Genomic DNA, 18651 nt, shown 5'->3' with positions numbered 1-18651 from the left:
GGACCCCGCCGTCAGCCCTGCAGCTCGGCCCAGACCGCGCGGTCGCGTTCCGCGGTCCAGATCACCGGTCGCTCCACGCCGGACAGCTCGTCCCACAGCCGCGAGACGTCGAAGGGCAGGCAGTGCTCGAAGATCGGCCAGCGCCCGTACCGGTCCACCAGCGCGGCGTGGGTGGCCTCGAACGCCTCCTTCAGCGTCCCGCCGCGCCCGTGCACCGCCCCGACCTCGCGCAGCATCACCGTCAGGAAGTGCCGGGTCTGCCCGATGGCCGAGGCCACGGCGTCGCGGCCCCGGGTGACCGCCCCGCGCCCGCCGACCAGGGTGTGCGCGCCCAGGGCGGCGACGCGGTCCAGTGTCGGCCCGGCCCACTCGCGGTGGAAGGCGTCCCCGGTGTAGAGGGCGGCCTCGGCCTCCACCAGGTCGCCGGCGAACAGGATCCGCTGCCGCGGCAGCCAGGCGACCAGGTCGCCCTCGGTGTGCCCGCGCCCGAGGTGGCGCAGCACCAGTTCGCCCCGGTCGCCGCCGAGGTGGATCGTCACGCTGTCGCTGAACGTCAGGGTGGGCCACGTCAGCCCCGGTACCGACCCGGCGTCCTTCGCCAGGCGAGGCATGCGGGCGAACTCGCTCTCCCAGTCCTGCAGGCCCCGCTCGGCGACGAGCTCGCGCGTCTTGTCGTGCGCGATGATGACGTCGGCCCCGAACGCGCTGGCGCCCAGCACGCGCACCGCGTGATAGTGGGAGAGCACCAGGTAGCGGATCGGCTTGTCGGTGTGCTCCCGCAGGACGGCCAGCCACTCACGCGCGGCCGTGGGCGTGGCCAGCGCCTCGAAGCACACGAGGAAGTCCTCGCCCTCGACGGCTCCGACGTTGGGGTCGCCCTCCGCGGTGAGGGCGTACACACCGTCGTCGAGGACCTCCAGGGTCTGCTGCTTCTGCGCGAGGTCGGCCGATGATGCGAACGGCTTCGCCGCCATGCCCCTGCACCTCCAACGGCTCCCGGCCGGCACCCGAAGCCATCAATCAAATATTTGATCAATTGGACGATGGTGTGGCGTCACTCACACGGCCACGCGCCTCAGATTACCAAGATCGGTGGCGCGGGTCACTCGCCTCGCCGGACTGTCCGGAGGTGGTCCGCGCGCGCCCAGCGGGGGAGGGGGCGGCTCTAACCTGTGGAGATGACCAACGAGACGGCCGTCCCCGGCGGCCTCACCTTCTGGTCCTTCGTGGACCACGCCGTCCGCCGGGCGCAGCAGGAGGTGCCGACGGTGGACGCGGGGGCCATGCGCCTGGTCCTCACCCTGCACCGCGCGACCAGCATGATCGTCTACGACCTCGAATCCACCGTGCACCGGCCGAGCGGCTGGACCTGGCCCGGCTTCCGGGTGCTCTTCGTCCTCTGGCTCGCCGGCCCGATGGACGCCAAGAGCGCCGCCGCCCTCACCGGCATGAGCCGTGCCGCCGTCTCCGCCCTGGTCAACACGCTGCAGAAGGACGGGCTGGTCACCCGGCAGCGAGCCGACCACGACCGCCGCGCGGTCCAGATCGGCCTGACCGAGGCCGGCCGCGGCGCCATCGCCCGGGGATTCACCGCGCACAACACGCGGGAGAGCGCCTGGGCGGCCGCGCTCTCGGAGGGGGAGCGGGAGACGCTGGTGGCCCTGCTCGGCAAGCTCATGGCGGGCGAGGCCGCGGCCGCCGCCAAACGCCGGGAGTGAGCGGAGCCGCGCGCCGCGGACGGCCGGGAACATTAAAAAATCTACACCGTCAAGATCGCCCTGAAGTTCACAAAACCCCTCAACCCCAACAGAAACCGAATTCGAGCGGCTACGCCGCCGGTATCTCCCGGACCCGGCACGCGAACCCGGCGGCGGAACGCCGGGAGCCCGGGGGAGCGGCTGGCAGGTCCACTACCTTCTCTTTACTCGCCACATCCTGGCTCTGACCTGCGGTTTCACCTACTCTGAGAGTGCGCGTCCGCGGTTGGGGGGCCGTTGGGCGCGCCAGGTTGCGCGCCGCCCCTCCCGGCTGCGGCGACCCCGCCCCCGCCCGTCTCGCGACGGGCGGGGGCGTTTTCGTGCCCGGCCCCGTAGGGGAACCGGGCCGGCGCACTGTCACCCGGCCGCCGGGCCGGCCGGGCGCAGCCGCCAGCCGCGCTCGACCGACCGGCGGCACCGGCCCGGGTCGTCGCCCACGCCGACGAACAGCGCGGTCAGCATGGGAACGCCGTGGCCGAGTGTCGGGCGGGGAAGGGGGCCGTTGGCGACCAGGGAGACCAGCCCGTGCCCGATGGCCCAGCTCTGGATCGCCAGCTCCAGCGGGTCGACGTCGGCGCGGAACCGGCCGGTGTCCCGGGCCCGCCGCGCGGCCTGCACCAGATGCTCCAGCGTCGCGTCGGCGGCCTTGAGGTCCTCCAGTTCGAACGTCGCGTCGAACATGACCCGGTACAGGTCGGGTTGCTCCAGGGCATTGTCGAGGTAGGCGGCGACCAGGGCGGCCAGGTCGTGCACCGGATCCCCGGACGGCGCCACCGTGGCGAACCTGCCGGCCAGCCGGGTGAAGCCCTCCTGGCGCAGGGCGCGCCACATGCCGTCCATGCCGCCGAAGTGGGTGTAGATGGCCATCGTCGACACACCCGTGCCGGCCACCAGCGAGCGCAGGGTGATGGGTTCGCGGATGCGGAGCAGGTGTGCGGCCCGCTCGATGAGCAGGGTGCGGACCGCCGGGTCCTTCGTCCTCGCCATGCCCACAGCATACATAGCATTGCAATGCTATATTCCGACCGTCCCGAGCCGAACGGCTCTCACAACGCAGGAGTCAGCATGCCCATCACCCTCGCCAACCCCGACGGACTGCCGAAGGTCGACCTCTACCGCCAGGTGGCGATCGCCACCGGATCCAAGCTCGTCTTCATCGCCGGACAGGTCGCCCGCACCGCCGACGGCGGCAGAGTGGGTGAAGGCGACCTCGCCGCCCAGGTCGAGCAGTGCTACCTCAACCTCGCCACCGCCCTGGCGGAGGCCGGAGCCACCTTCGACGACGTGGTGAAACTGACCGTCTACCTCGTCGACTGGGCGCCCGAGAACATGCCCCGGTTCACGGAGGGGGTCGCCCGGGCCTCGGCGAAGCTCGGCATCACCGCCCCCGTCCCGCCGCTCACCGGGATCGGCGTCGCCGCACTGGCCGAGCCCGACCTCCTGGTCGAGATCGAGGCCACCGCGGTCATCGACTGAGCCGGCCGGGCGAACCCGCCCGCCTCGCCCCGGCGCGCGAAGGCCACCCGGGGGCCCCCGTGACACTCCCCGCGCGGTGACCGCGACCCGCGACGAACGAGGGCCGCCCGGTCGGCGCGGGAACGCGACGACCGGGCGGCCACAGGCGGAGCCGGCGCCTCAGGTGCCGAGCCGCGCCTGGACCTCGTTGGCGAAGGCGTAACCGTTGGTGGCGTCCCAGTTGATGGACCACGTCATGACGCCGCCGATGGGCCCGTAGGGCTGCGCCGGGGCGAACGAACCGCAGTTGGTGCCCAGTTCGAGGCAGTCCAGGGCACGGACCACGTTGGCCGGGGGCTGGTGGCCGCCGCCCGCCGCCGACGGGGTCGCGGGCAGGCCCAGGCCGACCTGGTCGGGGCGCAGTCCCAGCTCCAGCTGAATGCACGCCTGGGCGGTGAGGAAGTCCACCGTGCCCTGGCTGTAGACCTGCCCGTCACAGCCCAGCATCGAGCCGGAGTTGTAGTACTGCATGTTGACGATGGTGAGGATGTCGGGGATCGCCCGCGCGAGCTGGTGGTAGCCGTAGGTCGGCGCCTGGAAGTCGATGGTCTGCGGCGCCATGGTGATGATGAGGTCCGGGCCGGCCTGCGCGGACAGGGCGCGCAGCGCCTCCTCCATGTACTGGGCGTTGATGCCGTGTTCGAGATCGATGTCCACGCCGTCGAACCCGTACTCGGTCATCAGGTCGTAGGTGGTGCGCGCGAAGTTCGCGGCCTCGGTGGAGTTGGTGACGTCGACGTGGCCGCGCTCACCGCCCACCGAGATGACGACCTTGCGCCCCTGCGCCTGGACCGCGGCGATGTCGTCCTTGAACTGCTGCTCGGTGTAGCCGTTCAGTTCGCCGCTGGCCAGGTTGAAGGTGATGCCGCCCGGGGTGCCGGCGAGGTTGTCGGCGAAGGCGACCGCGATCAGGTTGTACGCGTCGGGGACCTCGCTGATCGGCAGCGTCGTGGACCCGTTGTTGAAGTTGTGCCAGTAGCCGGTGAGCCACTGGCCCTCGGCCGCGGTGGCCGCCGAAAGGTCGGCCTCGGTACCGGAGTCGGCCGAGACGTACAGGGCGCCCGACGTCAGCCCGGCCGTCATCAGCACGATGGCGGCGAGGGTGAGCGGGAGTCTGCGTCGTGCGTGAGCCTGCAAGGGGGATGCTCCTTCGATCCGTTCTTCCGTTGGGGGACGGCGTTGGGTGCCCCCGCCGCGCGCTGCCGGGGCACCCGATCAGCCGGATTCGGCCGGGCTCGAATTGATAGAGAAACCTAGGAGAACCCGCCTTCGGCGTCAACCGAATCGATAAGCCGCAGGTGCCGCACGGCGGATCACCCTAGGGGTCAAATCGCGATTCCGGCCTGGTCACGCCGGGCGGCGGCCGGCCGCGATCGGCCGCCGGATTCGGGGAAATTCGAATCCACCGAAGACGGCGGCCTCCGGCGTTCGCGGGCCGGGTCCGCGATTTTCGTCCGCGACCGGCGAGTGGCGGACACACCGCCCCTGACATGGAGAAACGGCGCCGCGGGCTCCCCGGTGGCCGCACGCGGGAGCACGGGCGGCGGCGGGAGGGGCCGCCACCGGCCGGCTCCGGGAACGTGCCGGGAAAAAGGCCGCCCGGCGATTTCCGGAACGTAGAACAGCAGGGTCCGGCGAATTGGCCGGAGTTCACCGCCGGGCCGTACCAGCGGAATCGAATTCCGGCGGGAAAACGTGTCCGGTGATGTCCGGACGGTGCGGGCGGCGCACTTTTCTTCGTGTTCTGGGCGGAGGTGAAACCGCTGGTGAAGGGATGATGGATTGCGGAACGCGGAACACCGTGCGGCATTCGGGAAACGGCGAGCGAGAGTCGTCCGCGCGTCGCGAGCGGGGGAGGGACGCGACCAGTCCGGTTCTGCGGTCGCCGCCCGGGGGAAGGACCTCCGATCGGGGGACCGGCCGCGCCGTGCGTCTTGGGCGCCCGCCATAGGGGAGAGCGCGCGTCCCGCGAACCGGAACGCCCTCCTCCGCCCGGCGGCAGGGGAGCGGTGGACGATGGGGCGGCCGGATCCGCCGGATCCGAGGCCACCGCGACCACCGCGCCTTACCACGCCGGTCTGCGCGGAAAGTCATAAAATCTACGAAATAAAGACGGCGTTGGTTTTCTTAAAAACCTCTCAAAACACAATCGAGCGGCTACGCCGCCCGCACCCACCTGAAAAGAGCCCACGCCGGGGGAGCGGGATCGCCGGTCCCCCGGCCCGGCGCCGCTGGCCGGGCCGGGGGACACGGTCACCGCACGCGCACGGCGCGCAGGACGGTGTCGTGCGTGTGGTGCGTCCCGGCGGGCGGGGGAGCCGTCCGTGGGCGCACCTCGTTGGCGAGCACCGTCCAGTCGTCGCCGAGGAGTCCGGCCACGTCGGCGGGCTGATAGTAGTCGCTCGGGTCCAGGCCGCCCTCCGGCCGTGCGGGCAGGCCGCTCAGGTCGTGGCCGACGAAGAGCAGCGTGCCACCCGGCGCGACGGCGTCCAGCAGGCCGCGCAGCGCCCGGTGGTCCGGCCGGTGGGGGAGCGGAAAGTACTGCGCGGACACCAGGCCGAACGCGCGCGCCGGCGGCGGCGTGCTGGTCAGGTCGCCGCGGGCCCACGCCACCTGGCCGCTCACGTCCGTGGCGGCGGCGACGGCCCGGTCCAGCGCGGTCCGGGAGATGTCGACCGCGGTCACCCGCCAGCCCTGCCGGGCCAGCCAGATCGCGTCGGCCCCCTCACCGCACCCCACATCGAGCGCCTGCCCCGGCGGCAGCCCCGTGACCTCGGCGACGAGCACTCCGTTCGGCGCGCCGCTGAAGAGCCGGTCGCGGCTGCCGTACATCTCGTCCCAGAACTGTGCGTCCATTGTCCTCGCCTTCGTGGGGGCGGTTGAGAGGCTGTGGCGCGGTCACCCCGCGTCGTGGTGACCGCGTTCGCCGTCAACCTGCACCCTCCGGCGGCCGGGCGGCAACATCCTTTGCGGAAACAGCAAAACCGCGGGCATAGTTGGGCTGTGAGTGAGGATTTCGACGCCGTGCTCAACGCGGTCGGCCCACGGCTGCGCGCGTTGCGGCGCCGCAGCGGGGCGACCCTGGCGGCGCTGTCAGAGGCGACCGGTATCCCGGTCAGCACGCTGTCCCGGCTGGAGTCGGGGCACCGCAGGCCGGGTCTGGAGCTGCTGCTCCCTCTGGCGCGGGCGTACCAGGTGCCGCTCGACGAACTCGTCGGGGCGCCGGCCAGTGGGGATCCGCGGGTGTACCCGCGGCCGATGACCCGTTACGGGATGACGGTCATCCCGCTGACCCGCAGGCCCGGTGGGTTGCAGGCGTTCAAGCACATCCTTCCGGCCGGCCGGGCCGATCGGGAGCCCGATCCGCGGTCGCACGAGGGGTACCACTGGCTGTACGTCCTGAACGGGCGGCTGCGCCTGGTGCTCGGTGATCAGGATCTGGTGCTGACTGCGGGGGAGGTCGCCGAGTTCGACACGCATCTGCCGCACTGGTTCGGCAACGCGGACTCGGAGCCGGTGGAGTATCTGAGCATCCTCGGGCCGCAGGGGGAGCGGTTCCACGTGCGGGCCCGCTACCGGCCTTCTTGACCTCCGCCGTGGGCGGGGCGGGTGGCGGCGGTCGCGGTCCGCAGGTGGTCGAGCAGGTCGTCGATGAGCTGGTGGGGGTCGGCGTGGCCCTTGCCGTCGGCGGCGAGGTGGCCGGCCAGGGCGAGGTCGGCGGCTCCGTGGGCGAGTGCGCGGACCAGGGATGCGGCGCGTTCGGGGTCGCCGGTGGGGAGGACGCCGGATCGCTGGGCCGCGGCGACGGTGCCGATGAGCCGGGTATGTGCGGCGTGGGCGGCGGCGGCGAGTTCGGGTGATTCGGTGGTCCAGGGGCCGAAGACGAGGCGGAAGCGTGCCGGGTGTTCCAGTGCCCAGGTGACGTAGTCGTGCATGGTTCTGCGGAGTGCGGCCTCGGGGGTGTCCTCGCCGTGGGGGGCGGTGACGAGCCGGGTGGCCTCGCGGGCGGCGATCGCGGCGAGCAGGGCTTCCTTGTTCGCGAAGTGCTTGTAGGGGGCGTTGTGCGAGACGCCGACCTGGTGGCCGACCGCGCGGAGGGTGACCGCTTCCACGCCGCCGCGGTCGAGGAGGTCGGCGGCGGCTTCGATGAGTGCGTCTCGGGTGCCGGGTGCCACCTGGCGATTCTAGCCGGGGTTGACGACGTCAACCTGTCCGGCTAGGTTGACGGTGTCAACCTAGTGGTGCCGTGGGGCGGGGGAGTGGGAACATGCCGGATGCGAGCAAGGCCGTGGTCACCGGAGCGACCGGCGGCATCGGGGAGGCGATCGCCCGCCGGCTCGCGGCTGAGGGAAGGGCCGTGGTGCTCGTCGGCCGGAGCGCGGAGCGGCTGGAGGGGGCCCGGCGGCGGATCGCCGCGGCGGTGCCGGACGCCGAACTGCGGCTGGAGCGCGCCGACCTGTCGCTGATGGGCGATGTCCGCCGCCTCGCCGAGCGGCTCGTCGCCGGCGGAGTGCCGGACGTGGTGGTCAGCAACGCCGCGGTGGTGACCGAGCTGGGCGATGTCACCTCCGAGGGGATCCAGCGGATGCTGGCCACGAACCATCTGGCCCCGTACCTGCTGCTGCGCTCGCTGGCCGGGGCCATCGGGGAGCGGCCGGCGCGGTTCGTCGTGGTCGGGGCGTCGCCGTCGGGGCTGGCCCGGGTTCCGGTGGACCTGGCCGACCTGGAGTGCCGGACGGGCCGTGGGCTGCCTCCGGTGCCGCCGAGTTTCCGGCCGTTCGCCGCCTACGGGCGGACGAAGAACATGAACGCGATGTTCGGGTACGCGTTGGCGCGGCGGCTGGCCGGTTCCCGGATCACGGTGAACGGCGCGCATCCCGGGGTGATCCGGGAGACGGGGCTGGGGCGGGAGACGCGGGGCGCGCTGCGTGCGTTCACGGTGCTGCTGGCGCCGTTCGTGCCGGGGCCGGAGGCCGGTGCCGATACGCCGGCGTGGCTGGCGGGCAGTCCGGAGGTGGCGGGTGTCAGTGGGCGGTTCTTCGTCCGGCGCAGGATGGTGGAGACGGCGGCGCATACGACGGATGTGGCGCGGTGTGACGCGTTGTGGGAGGCGAGTGCGCGGCTGACGGGTCTGCCGGTCGAGTTGTGAGGCCGGGTGGGGCGGGGACGCCCGGGGCGGAGGAGGGCGGGCGCGGCCGAATCCGGCTTACTTGACATAATGTACATTATCGGCGTTTCGGAATCCCGTGGCCAGAAGGGGTTGCCGGGGTGCGCCGATGTCGCGTGCGGCCGCTCGGGCTGACGTCCGGGCGGCCGGGTCAGTGGCGCTGGCTGAGCGCCGTGGCGGCGCCGAGGGACAGGTAGACGCCGCCGACGAGGTAGTGCTGGCGGGAGGCGAGGGCGGGCCGGCGGGACAGCCAGCCGCCGATGGCGCCGCCGCCGAGGGCGTAGACGAGGTCCATGGACAGCCCCATGACGACCATGATGAAGCCGAGTTGCACGACCTGGGCGACGACCGGCCCGTGGGCGGGGTTGATGAACTGCGGCAGGAAGGCCATGAAGAACAGCGCGACCTTGGGGTTGAAGATGCTGACGAGGATGCCGTCGCGGTAGACGCGCGGCAGGGTGCGGTGCGGCGTGGTGGGTGACGGGGTGAGGCTGAGCTGGTCGCCGTCGCGCAGGGCGCGGATGCCGAGGTAGATGAGGTAGCCGGCTCCGACGTACTTGACGACGTTGAAGGCGAGTTCGGAGGCGGCCAGTAGTGAGGACAGGCCGACGGCCGTGGCGGTGATGTGGACGAGTGTTCCGGTCTCGACGCCGAGGGACGAGACGATGCCGGCCCGCCGGCCCTGGCTGACGCTGCGTGTGAGGACGTAGATGAGGTTCGGTCCCGGTGCGATCACCAGTGCTGCTCCCGCTGCGATGAATATCGCGAGCGTGTGAGTGTCGAACATGTCGCCAGGTTACGGCGGTGTGCGTGGCCCGCGCGGGCGTTCTCCGGCGGGCGCCCCGGTTTGCTGCATAAAAAGCATTATGCAGCAGATGACGGTGTTTCGGCTGGTCGGCGGCGTCGGCGGCCGTGTCGTGCGGCGCGAGTCGCCCGGTTCGGTGGCGGCTCGCGGGTGGTGGCCGGGCCGGTGGTGCCACCGCGGAGTGGTCCCCCGCGCGGGCCGGCGGAACGGCCGCCCCTCCCCTGCCCCGCCGCCACGGCCGGCCGCTCACGATGTCTCGGCGATATATCGCGTTTTGTGCGACTCTCCCGCCGCCCGGAGACGCCGCCGCGATCCCCCGCGCCTCGCGGCCCTATCCGCCCCCTTACCCGGGCGCACGGCCGGCCGGGGCTCCCCACTCCCCCGGGCCGCCGCCGGGGCGCACCCGCCCAGCGGCTCTCCACCGAGCTTCGAATCCCATGCGCCATCCTGGACGGAGAGTGACCGGCGTCACTCTCCGGGCCCGTGCGGCCCGTCGGGTGGCCGGCCGGTGCGCGGTGTCGTCCGCTGCGTGCGGTTTCCCCTGGCGAGAGGGCTGAGTTTGAGCTCCCACGGACGGATCCGGCCGGTGCGGTTCGGTGTGCTCGGGTGTGCCAGCATCGCCCGCCGCCGGATGCTGCCCGCGATGCTGCGGCAGCCGCGGGTGGAGCTGGTGGCGGTGGCGAGCCGGGACGCGGCGAAGGCCGAGCGGATGTCCGCCGAGTTCGGGTGCGCGGCGGTGCACGGGTACGGGCGGCTGCTGGAGCGCGACGACGTGGAGGCGGTCTACCTGCCGCTGCCGCCGTCGCTGCACGGCGAGTGGATCGAGGCGGCGCTGCGGGCGGGCAAGCACGTGCTGGTGGAGAAGCCGCTGGCGCTGGACGCGGCGCAGGCGCGGGCCGCGGTGGACGCGGCCGTGGCGGCGGGGCGGCTGCTGGCCGAGAGCTTCATGTTCCTGTACCACGGGCAGCACGCGCAGGTGGACCGGCTGCTGGCGGGCGGGGCGGTGGGCGAGGTGCGGTTGTTCGCCAGCCAGTTCGGGATTCCGCCGCTGCCGCCGGGCGACATCCGGTACCAGGCGGGGCTGGGCGGGGGTGCGCTGCTGGACGTGGGGGTGTACACGGTGCGGGCGGCGAGCCGGTTCCTGGGCGAGCTGGAGGTGGTGGGGTCGGTGCTCGACGTGGATCCGGTGTCGGGGGTGGATCTGGGGGGCAGCGCGCTGCTGCGGACGCCGGGCGGGGTGGCGGCGCACCTGCAGTTCGGGTTCCGGCACGGGTACCGCTCGAACTACGCGTTGTGGGGCAGCCGCGGGCATCTGCAGGTGGAGCGTGCGTTCACTCCGCCGCCGGAGTTGCGGCCGCTGGTGCGGCTGGAGACGCAGGGGCGGCGCGAGGTGCGGGCGCTGGGTGCCGACGACCAGTTCGCGAACATCGCGGGGGCGTTCGCCTCGGCGGTGCGGGACGGGGTGCCGCCGGACGTGTTCGGGGCGGACATCGTGCGGCAGGCGGCGCTGGTGGAGGCGATCCGGGCGTTCGCCGAGAAGTGAGCCCGGCCGGTGCGGCCGCTACTCGTCGATGAGGGCGACGGCGCGGGTCCATCCGGCGCCGGCGCGGGCGAGTTTGACGGGCAGGCACATGACGGTGAAGCCGGTGGGGGCGGGCAGGGCGCCGAGGTTGGCGAGGCGTTCGATCTGGCAGTACTCGCGGTGCCGGCCGGCGACGTGGGCTGGCCACAGGACGGTGGGGTCGTTGGTGCGCCGGTAGGTCTCGATGATGTGCGGGAAGGGCGCGTCGAGGCTGAAGGCGTCGGTGCCGATGACGCGGACGCCGTGGTCGAGGAGGTAGTGGGTGGCGTCGTGGTCGAGGCCGGCGAAGTGGGTGAAGTAGGCGGGGGTGCCGGCGCGGGTGTCGGCGCCGGTGTGCAGCAGGACGATGTCGCCGGGGGTGAGGTGGTGGCCGATGGCGTGGAGGCGGGTGCGGATGCGGTCGGCGCCGATGGTGGCGGGGTGGTCGGTGCGGACGTCGAGGAGGACGCCGGGACCGTGGAACCAGTCGAGGGGGAGCTGGTCGATGGTGCGGGGCGTGCCGTAGGTGGCGGTGCTGCCGTAGTGGGCGGGTGCGTCGATGTGGGTGCCGGTGTGGGCGGTGAGGGTGAAGGTGTCGTTGTTGAGGAATTCGCCGTCGGGGAGGGCGTCGGCGGGGAGGTCGAGGTTGAAGTGTTCGCGCATGGCGGCGGCCATGTGGTCGGCGCCTTGGCGGTGGGTCATGGGGGTGTGGGTGATGGGGTCGGGTTCCCAGTTGTCGGCGTCGATGGTGGTGGAGAGGTCGATGATGCGCATGGGTGGCTCCGGTGGGTGGGGTGCCCTGGTCCCCGTGGGCCGGGCCGCTGGGGCCTGCGGCCGGGGGTGGCCCGGCGCCGCGGGTGTTCGGGGGTCGTACGGCGCGTGGCGGGGACCAGGGCTGGTCTGGGCGGGGGTCAGGCGGGTTGGTGTTCGGTGTGGTGCTTGGCGTGGTGGAGGGTGGTGCGGCTGTTGGTGCTGAGGGCGTTGTGGACGTAGGTGCGGGCGTCGGTGGTGGTGGCGTTCTGGCCGAGGACGGTGGGGATGGTGGCGGGGTTGAGGACGACGGTGTGGCGTGAGGTGGCGGTGTGGCCGCCGTTGCCGTCGGGGGTGATGAGCCATTCGCCGGTGTGGGCGGTCATGAGGGCGGGGAGGGTGGTCTGCTTGTAGACGATGCGGTGTGGGGGGAAGCAGAGGCGGATGGAGCGGGTGGTGTGGGTGGGGCCGCCGCCGGGGGGCTGGGTGTGCATGGTCATGGTCTGGGTGCCGGTGGGGGTTTCGTGGAGGTCGAGGTGGGCGACGTGTGGGAGGCGGGTGGGCCATAGGTCGGCGCGGTGGAGGAAGTCGTAGGTGTGGGTGGGGTCGCCGGTGATGTGGAGGGTGTCGTGGAAGTGGAGGGTGAGGTCGGTGAGGGTGGTGCGGGTTTCGGCGGCGTGTTTGAGGCGGTCGAGTTCGCTGGTGCTGTTGGTGTGGACGGCGCGTTCGATCCAGTCGAGGTGGTGGGGGGCGTTGTCGACGGCTTGGAAGTCGTGGGTGAGGGTGAGGAGGGTGTCGGTGCTGGTGAGGGGTTTGAGGGTCCAGGTGCCGGACATGGCGGCGACGGGGTGGTGGGGGGTGTCCTGGTGGAAGCGGATGGTGCGGGTGGTGGGGTCGAGGTGGCGGCGTGATGTCCAGTCGGTGACGTCGCCGTTGGCGAGGGCCCAGATATGGATGTGTTCGTGGCCGGCGGTGGCGTGGATGCGTTCGGTGTGGATGGTGGGGGGGAAGGTGTGCGGCCATTGGGTGACGTCGGCGATGAGTTCGTAGACGGTGTCGGCGGGGGCGTGGACGGTGGTGGTGTGTTCGGTGGTGCGGGTGGTGGCGGCCATGGGGTCCTTTCGGGGGGTCAGTAGTTGCCGAGTCCGCCGCAGATGTTGATGGCCTGGGCGGTGACGGGGGCGGCGGCGTCGGAGACGAGGTAGGCGACCATGGCGGCGACTTCGTCGGGGGTGGTGTAGCGGCCGAGGGGGATTTTGGCCTGGAAGCGGTGGAGGACGTCGGTTTCGGTGATGCCCCAGTGGGCGGCGTAGCCTTGGCGGACTTTGCGGGCCATGGGGGTTTCGACGTATCCGGGGCAGACGGCGTTGACGGTGACGCCGGTTTTGGCGAGTTCGAGGCCAAGGGCTTTGGTGAAGCCGATGACGCCGTGTTTGGAGGCGGAGTAGGGGGCGCCGAGGACGACGCCTTGTTTGCCGCCGGTGGAGGCGATGTTGATGATGCGGCCGGTGGGCTGGTCGAGGATGCCGCCGTTCTTGAGGACTTCGCGGGTGAGGCGGAAGACGCTGGTGAGGTTGGTGGCGATGACGTCGTTCCAGAGGTCGTCGGGGATGTCGCTGGTGGTTCCGCCGCCGCTGCGGCCGGCGTTGTTGATGAGGACGCTGATGGGGCCGTGGTGGCGGGTGGTGGTGGCGACGAGTTCGGTGATGTGGTCGGGGTCGGTGACGTCGCAGGGGTGGGCGTGGACGTCGTGGCCTTCGGCGGTGAGGGTGTGGCGGGTGTGGGTGAGGCGGTCGGGGTCGCGGGCGCTGATGATGACGCGGTGGGTGGTGGCGAGTGTGGTGGCGATGGCGAGGCCGATGCCTTGGGTGGCGCCGGTGACGATGGCGAGGGGTGGTGTGGTCATGGGGGTTCCTTCCGGGCCGGGGTGGGGTGGCTTGTGTTCGAGGTTGGTGGGGGTGGCTCGAACGCGGCTTGAGAAGTGGTGGGCGCTCGGGTGCGGCGGGTGTGGTGGTGGCTTGATCGGGGTTTGAGCGGGTGTGCAGGGGCGGGGGGTGAGGATCGGGGGGCGTCGGCCGGCCGGCCGGTGTGTGGCCGTTGTGGGAGGGGTGTAGTGGTGTCGTCGTCGCGGGTGGACGTGGTGGAGGGGTTCGGTTCGGCGGAGTTGTTCGCGCAGGTGCAGATGTTCTATGCGCGGCAGATGCGGTTGCTGGATGAGGGGCGGGTGGAGGAGTGGGCGGCGACGTTCACGGAGGAGGGGGTGTTCGCGGCGGATGCGCGGCCGGAGCCGGCGCGGGGGCGGGCGGTGATCGCTGCGGCGGCTGGGGCGGCGTGGGAGCGGTTGGTGGCGTCGGGGGTGCGGCATCGGCACTGGCTGGGGATGGTGGAGGTGGGTGCGGAGTCGGGTGGCCGGGTGCGGTCGCGGTGTTATGCGCTGGTGCTGGCGGTGCCGCGGGGTGGGCCGGTGTCGGTGCAGGTGAGCACGGTGTGTGAGGACGTGCTGGTGCGGGGTGGGGGTGGTGGCTGGCTGGTGGAGGAGCGGTCGGTGCGGCGGGATGATCTGGGTGAGGTGGGCGCGGGGTAGCGTCGCGGGGTTCTGGGGCGCGGTCGGGGCCGGTGTGGGGTGCCGGTGCCGGCCGCGTTGTCGTGCCGGGGGTGAGGTGTGCCCGCTCCCCTATCGGGTCGCCGGTGTGCGGGGGGTGGCGGTGATGTCGATGACGGCGGCGGACCAGGTGAATCCGGCGCCGACGCTGGTGAGCAGGCAGCGGGTGCCGGGGGTGAGGCGGCCGGTGGTGGTGAGGTGGTCGAGGCCGGCGATGGGGTCGCCGGCGCCGAGGTGGCCGATGGTGCGGCTCCAGGGCCAGGTGGTGGTGCCGGGGTCGATGCCGAGTTTGCTGAGGTAGCCGGCTTCGAGGCGGCGGCGGCCGAGGTGGGGCAGGGCGAAGGCGTCGATGTCGTCGAGGGTGGTGCCGGCGGCGGTGAGGGCTTGTTCGATGACGAGGTGCTGGTTGGTGGCGACGCGGCTGATGGCGCGCATGCGGTCGGCGGTGGTGCGGGTGAAGGCTTTCTTGCAGGTTTCGAGGTCGATGGTGGGGCGGATTTCGAGGGGGGCGCGGGTGAAGGGGTCGTCGCCGCGGTGCATGCGTTCGAGGTCGGGGGCGGAGAGGGTGACGAGGGAGCGCAGGCGGGCGAGGCCGGGGGTGCGGGAGAGGATGAGGGCGGTTCCGCCGTCGGCGTAGACGGTGCCGGGGTCGCTGCGCCAGCGGTCGAAGCCGGGTGGGCAGAAGCGGTCGCCGGTGGTGATGAGGGCGGCGTGGCGGGTGGGGTCGGCGGTGAGGTAGGCGGCGGCGAGTTCGAGGGCGGCCATGGCGCCGTTGGAGACCTGGCGGACTTCGATGGCGGGGCAGGGGGTGGTGAGGCATTGGTGGTGGATGTAGGAGGCGGGGGCCCACAGGTCGTGGCCTTGGTGGTAGAAGCTGGCGTGCAGGAGGAGGTCGATGCGGTGGTGGGGGCCGGCGCGGTCGAGGGCGGTGCGGGCGGCTGCGGCGGCCATTTCGGGGCCGGAGTGGTGGTGGGAGACGGCGACGGCGGTGGCGCCGGTGGTGGTGATGGTGCGCTGGTCGGTGAGGCCCTGGGCGAGGGCTTGGTGGGCGGTCATGGTGGGGGGCAGCCAGGTGGCGCAGGCGGCGATGTGCAGGTCGGTGGTGGGCATGGCGGGGTCCTTCGGGGGTGGGTGGCGGGCCGGGGTCAGGGGTGGGGGGCGGTGAGGTGGCGGTCGGTGGGGGTGGTGCGGGTGAGTTCGGCGAGTTGGGTGTCGTCGATGTAGCCCATGCGGTGGGCGGTGTGCTGGATGTCGCCGAGGGGGTGGCCGTGGCGGTGCTGGTGGTCGCGGACGAATGCGGCGGCGTGCAGGAGGCTGTCGTGGGTGCCGGTGTCGAACCAGGTGGCGTCGGGGCCGAGGGGGACGAGGCGGGCGCGGCCGGTGGCGGTGAAGGCGCGGTTGAGGTCGGTGATTTCGAGTTCGCCGCGGGGTGAGGGGGTGAGGTCGTGTGCCATGGCGACGGCTTCGTTGTCGTAGAGGTAGAGGCCGGTGACGGCGAGGTTGGAGGTGGGGTGGGCGGGTTTCTCGTCGATGCGGGTGAGGTGGCCGCGGGCGTCGAGGGTGGCGATGCCGTATCGGTGGGGGTCGGGGACGGGATAGCCGAAGAGGGTGCATCCGTTGAGGCGGCGGCGTTCGTGCTGCAGGAGGTCGGCGAGGTGGGGGGTGTGGAAGATGTTGTCGCCGAGGATGAGGGCGATCTGGTCGTCGCCGATGAAGTCGCGGCCGAGGATGAGGGCGTGGGCGAGGCCGCGGGGGTGGTCTTGGGCGCGGTAGTGGAGGTGGATGCCGAGGTCGGTGCCGTCGCCGAGGAGGGTGGTGTAGGCGTCGAGGTGGTGGGGGGTGCTGATGAGGAGGATGTCGCGGATGCCGGCCGTCATGAGGACGGACAGGGGGTAGTGGATCATCGGTTTGTCGTAGACGGGCAGGAGTTGCTTGGAGACGACGTTGGTGACGGGGCGCAGTCGCGTTCCCGTTCCGCCGGCAAGGATGATTCCCCGCACGGTTCTCCCCATTTCGAGGTGGGTGCCGGGCCCGGTGTGGGCGGGTGGTGGGCGGTTCAGGTGGTGGCGTCGGCGGGGGCGGGGTTTTTGAGGGGTTGCCACCAGGCGCGGTTGTCGCGGTACCAGGCGATGGTGGCGGCGAGGCCGGTGGTGAAGTCGACGCGGGGGGTGTAGCCGAGGCGGCGGAGTTTGGTGTCGTCGAGGGAGTAGCGGTGGTCGTGTCCGGGGCGGTCGGGGACGTGGTGGAGGAGGTGGGGGTCGGCGTCGAGGGCGCGGAGGAGGAGGCCGGTGAGGTGGCGGTTGGTGAGTTCGGTGCCGCCGCCGATGTTGTAGGTCTCGCCGGGGGCGCCTGTTTCGAGGGCGAGGTGGATGCCGCGGCAGTGGTCGTCGACGTGCAGCCAGTCGCGGACGTTGTCGCCGGTGCCGTAGAGGGGGACGGGCCGGTGGTCGAGGAGGTTGGTGATGAAGAGGGGGATGAGTTTTTCGGGGTGCTGGTGGGGGCCGTAGTTGTTGCCGCAGCGGGTGATGGTGATGTTCATGCCGTGGGTGCGGGCGTAGGCGCGGGCGATGAGGTCGCCGGCGGCTTTGGAGGCGGCGTAGGGCGAGTTGGGTTGGAGGGGGTGGTCTTCGGTCCATGAGCCGGTGGTGATGGAGCCGTAGACCTCGTCGGTGGAGACCTGCAGGAAGCGGGGGGTGCGGGCGGTGCGGGCGGCTTCGAGGAGGGTGTGGGTGCCGGTGACGTTGGTGTGGATGAAGGGGGCGGCGCCGGTGATGGAGCGGTCGACGTGGGTTTCGGCGGCGAAGTTGATGATGGTGTCGTGGCCGGGGACGAGGTCGGCGAGGAGGGCGGTGTCGGTGATGTCGCCGGTGACGAGGGTGAGTCGGGGGTGGCCGGCGACGGCGGCGAGGTTGGCGGGGTTGCCGGCGTAGGTGAGTTTGTCGAGGACGGTGACGTGGGCGTGGGTGTGGCGGGGGTAGGCGCCGGTGAGGAGTTTTCTGACGTAGTTGGATCCGATGAATCCGGCGGCGCCGGTGATGAGCATGCGCACGTGGGGTTCTTTCTGGTCGCGGGTGGGGCGGCGTGGGGTCGGGGGGTCAGAGGGGGATGTTGTTGTGTGCGCCGCGGCGTGCGGGGGCTGTGGCGAGGGCGTGGGCGAGGCGGTGGCGGGTGTGGGCGGGGTCGATGATGTCGTCGATGACGCCGATGGTGTGGGCGCGCTGCAGGCCGCCGGTGCGGTGCTGGTGCTGGGCGGTGAGGTGGGTGCGCAGTGCGTCGCGCTGGTGGTCGGGGGTGGCGGCGAGGGTTTTGCGGTGCAGGAGGTCGACGGCGGCGCGGGCGCCCATGACGGCGATTTCGGCGCCGGGCCAGGCGAGGACGGTGGTGGCGCCGAGGGATCGGGAGTTCATGGCGATGTAGGCGCCGCCGTAGGACTTGCGGAGGATGAGGGTGGCGCGGGGGACGGTGGCTTCGGCGAAGGCGTGCAGGAGTTTGGCGCCGCGGCGGACGACGCCGTCCCATTCCTGGTGGACGCCGGGGAGGTAGCCGGGGACGTCGACGAGGACGGTGAGGGGGATCCCGAAGGCGTCGCACATGCGGACGAATCGGGCGGCTTTTTCGGCTGAGAGGGCGTCCAGGCAGCCGCCTTTGCGCAGGGGGTTGTTGGCGATGACGCCGACGGTGCCGCCGGCGAGCCGGCCGAGGGCGGTGACGATGTTGGGGGCCCAGCGGGGCTGGAGTTCTTCGAGGGTGGTGGTGCCGTCGGGGTGGGTGTCGAGGAGGGCGCGGGCGAGGGGTCTGATGTCGTAGGCGCGTTGTGGCCGGTCGGGCAGGAGGGTGCGGGGGTCGGGGCGGGGCGGTTCGCCGTGGAGGGTGTGGGGGGCGCAGGTGCCGGGGGCGGCGAGCAGGGTGGCGAGGTGGCGGGCGCGGGTGTAGGCGTCGGTTTCGCCGGTGGCGAGGACGTGGGCGACGCCGGATCGGCGGGTGTGGGCGTCGGGGCCGCCGAGGTGGTTCTGGTCGGTGTGTTCGCCGGTGACGCTGCGTACGACGTCGGGGCCGGTGACGAAGATGCGGGCGGTGGGGGTCATGACGACGATGTCGGTGAGGGCGGGCCCGTAGGCGGCGCCGCCGGCGGCGGGGCCGACGACGATGGAGATCTGGGGGACGCGGCCGGAGGCGCGGACGATGGCGGCGAAGACCTGGCCGACGGCGTGGAGGGCTTCGACGCCTTCGGCGATGCGGGCGCCGCCGGAGTGCCAGATGCCGATGACGGGGTGGCCGTGGGCGGCGGCGGTGTCGATGGCGTGGGCGATGCGGCGGCAGCCTTCGGTGCCCAGGGCGCCGCCCATGCGGGTGGCGTCGGTGCAGTAGGCGGTGACGGGGTGGCCGTTGATGCGGCCGTGGGCGGTGTGGACGCCGGCGTCGTCGCGGGGGCTGGTGGGGGTGGCGGTCGCGGGGTCGAGGAGCCGGGTGAGGCGGTGGTGGGGGACGCGTGGG

The 18651-nt window shown here is 72.2% G+C and carries 19 protein-coding genes; 6 read left to right on the top strand and 13 right to left on the bottom strand.

Annotated elements, in window-relative coordinates; genetic code table 11:
- Nucleotides 1-11: 11 nt before the first annotated feature.
- Nucleotides 12-974, bottom strand: a complete 963-nt coding sequence (locus tag ACFQRF_RS26615) for an MBL fold metallo-hydrolase (RefSeq protein WP_379874096.1) — start codon at nt 972-974, stop codon at nt 12-14.
- Nucleotides 975-1178: 204 nt separating this feature from the next.
- Between ACFQRF_RS26615 and ACFQRF_RS26610 the strand changes: the two genes are divergently transcribed.
- Entirely contained in the window at nt 1179-1718 is a 540-nt protein-coding gene (locus ACFQRF_RS26610) for a MarR family winged helix-turn-helix transcriptional regulator (protein WP_379874094.1), read from the top strand.
- 396 nt (nt 1719-2114) lie between these two features.
- Here ACFQRF_RS26610 and ACFQRF_RS26605 read toward each other — a convergent pair whose 3' ends face one another.
- A complete protein-coding gene (locus ACFQRF_RS26605) occupies nt 2115-2744 on the bottom strand; it encodes a TetR/AcrR family transcriptional regulator (RefSeq protein WP_379874092.1) in 630 nt (209 codons plus the stop codon).
- A gap of 78 nt (nt 2745-2822) precedes the next feature.
- On the opposite strand from ACFQRF_RS26605, the gene ACFQRF_RS26600 reads away from it, so the two are divergent.
- Nucleotides 2823-3233: a RidA family protein gene (locus ACFQRF_RS26600; protein ID WP_379874090.1), complete on the top strand. Its 411-nt coding sequence runs from the start codon at nt 2823-2825 to the stop codon at nt 3231-3233.
- A gap of 159 nt (nt 3234-3392) precedes the next feature.
- Here the strand turns inward: ACFQRF_RS26600 and ACFQRF_RS26595 are convergent, their stop codons facing one another.
- On the bottom strand, nt 3393-4355 hold the full coding sequence (locus tag ACFQRF_RS26595; RefSeq protein WP_379874137.1) for a chitinase: 963 nt from the start codon (nt 4353-4355) through the stop codon (nt 3393-3395).
- A gap of 1170 nt (nt 4356-5525) precedes the next feature.
- The gene (locus ACFQRF_RS26590; RefSeq protein ID WP_379874088.1) at nt 5526-6128 is read right to left on the bottom strand and encodes a class I SAM-dependent methyltransferase; all 603 of its coding nucleotides are present in this window, start codon (nt 6126-6128) and stop codon (nt 5526-5528) included.
- 147 nt (nt 6129-6275) lie between these two features.
- Between ACFQRF_RS26590 and ACFQRF_RS26585 the strand changes: the two genes are divergently transcribed.
- The gene (locus ACFQRF_RS26585) at nt 6276-6860 is read left to right on the top strand and encodes a helix-turn-helix domain-containing protein (protein ID WP_379874086.1); all 585 of its coding nucleotides are present in this window, start codon (nt 6276-6278) and stop codon (nt 6858-6860) included.
- Here ACFQRF_RS26585 and ACFQRF_RS26580 read toward each other — a convergent pair.
- A complete protein-coding gene (locus ACFQRF_RS26580) occupies nt 6845-7447 on the bottom strand; it encodes a TetR/AcrR family transcriptional regulator (protein ID WP_379874084.1) in 603 nt (200 codons plus the stop codon). The two genes, ACFQRF_RS26585 and ACFQRF_RS26580, sit on opposite strands and share 16 nt — an antisense overlap.
- 92 nt (nt 7448-7539) lie before the next feature.
- Here ACFQRF_RS26580 and ACFQRF_RS26575 point away from each other — a divergent pair, with 92 nt between their 5' ends.
- Nucleotides 7540-8421: an SDR family NAD(P)-dependent oxidoreductase gene (locus tag ACFQRF_RS26575; RefSeq protein WP_379874082.1), complete on the top strand. Its 882-nt coding sequence runs from the start codon at nt 7540-7542 to the stop codon at nt 8419-8421.
- A gap of 169 nt (nt 8422-8590) precedes the next feature.
- Here the strand turns inward: ACFQRF_RS26575 and ACFQRF_RS26570 are convergent, their stop codons facing one another.
- A complete protein-coding gene (locus ACFQRF_RS26570) occupies nt 8591-9226 on the bottom strand; it encodes a LysE family translocator (RefSeq protein ID WP_379874080.1) in 636 nt (211 codons plus the stop codon).
- A 604-nt stretch (nt 9227-9830) separates the two neighbouring features.
- Between ACFQRF_RS26570 and ACFQRF_RS26565 the strand changes: the two genes are divergently transcribed.
- Nucleotides 9831-10787 (top strand): Gfo/Idh/MocA family protein, encoded by a 957-nt coding sequence (locus tag ACFQRF_RS26565; protein ID WP_379874078.1) that lies wholly within the window; start codon nt 9831-9833, stop codon nt 10785-10787.
- Nucleotides 10788-10805: 18 nt separating this feature from the next.
- On the opposite strand, the gene ACFQRF_RS26560 is transcribed toward ACFQRF_RS26565, so the two are convergent.
- The 3 genes from ACFQRF_RS26560 to ACFQRF_RS26550 form a co-directional block, all read right to left on the bottom strand.
- Nucleotides 10806-11579 (bottom strand): cyclase family protein, encoded by a 774-nt coding sequence (locus tag ACFQRF_RS26560; RefSeq protein ID WP_379874076.1) that lies wholly within the window; start codon nt 11577-11579, stop codon nt 10806-10808.
- A 137-nt stretch (nt 11580-11716) separates the two neighbouring features.
- Nucleotides 11717-12667, bottom strand: a complete 951-nt coding sequence (locus ACFQRF_RS26555) for an aromatase/cyclase (protein ID WP_379874074.1) — start codon at nt 12665-12667, stop codon at nt 11717-11719.
- Between the two features lie 17 nt (nt 12668-12684).
- Nucleotides 12685-13461 carry an SDR family NAD(P)-dependent oxidoreductase gene (locus ACFQRF_RS26550; protein WP_379874072.1) on the bottom strand — a complete coding sequence of 259 codons (777 nt, stop codon included), beginning with the start codon at nt 13459-13461 and terminating at the stop codon, nt 12685-12687.
- A gap of 207 nt (nt 13462-13668) precedes the next feature.
- On the opposite strand from ACFQRF_RS26550, the gene ACFQRF_RS26545 reads away from it, so the two are divergent.
- Nucleotides 13669-14139, top strand: coding sequence for a nuclear transport factor 2 family protein (locus ACFQRF_RS26545; protein WP_379874070.1), 471 nt, complete (start codon nt 13669-13671; stop codon nt 14137-14139).
- A 90-nt stretch (nt 14140-14229) separates the two neighbouring features.
- Here the strand turns inward: ACFQRF_RS26545 and ACFQRF_RS26540 are convergent, their stop codons facing one another.
- From ACFQRF_RS26540 to ACFQRF_RS26525, 4 genes are all read right to left on the bottom strand, one after another.
- Nucleotides 14230-15267, bottom strand: a complete 1038-nt coding sequence (locus tag ACFQRF_RS26540) for a ketoacyl-ACP synthase III family protein (RefSeq protein ID WP_379874068.1) — start codon at nt 15265-15267, stop codon at nt 14230-14232.
- A 35-nt stretch (nt 15268-15302) separates the two neighbouring features.
- Nucleotides 15303-16157 carry a sugar nucleotidyltransferase gene (locus tag ACFQRF_RS26535; protein WP_379874066.1) on the bottom strand — a complete coding sequence of 285 codons (855 nt, stop codon included), beginning with the start codon at nt 16155-16157 and terminating at the stop codon, nt 15303-15305.
- A 56-nt stretch (nt 16158-16213) separates the two neighbouring features.
- Complete coding sequence (gene rfbB / locus ACFQRF_RS26530) at nt 16214-17206, bottom strand: dTDP-glucose 4,6-dehydratase (RefSeq protein WP_379874064.1); 993 nt, start codon at nt 17204-17206, stop codon at nt 16214-16216.
- A 46-nt stretch (nt 17207-17252) separates the two neighbouring features.
- On the bottom strand, nt 17253-18651 hold a 1399-nt coding region (locus ACFQRF_RS26525), incomplete at its 5' end, for an acyl-CoA carboxylase subunit beta (RefSeq protein WP_379874062.1).

The organism is Marinactinospora rubrisoli, from assembly GCF_042664915.1.
Classification (GTDB): domain Bacteria; phylum Actinomycetota; class Actinomycetes; order Streptosporangiales; family Streptosporangiaceae; genus Marinitenerispora; species Marinitenerispora rubrisoli.
Note: the sequence above shows the minus strand (reverse complement) of the source record. Positions and strands in the feature narration are given on the sequence as shown.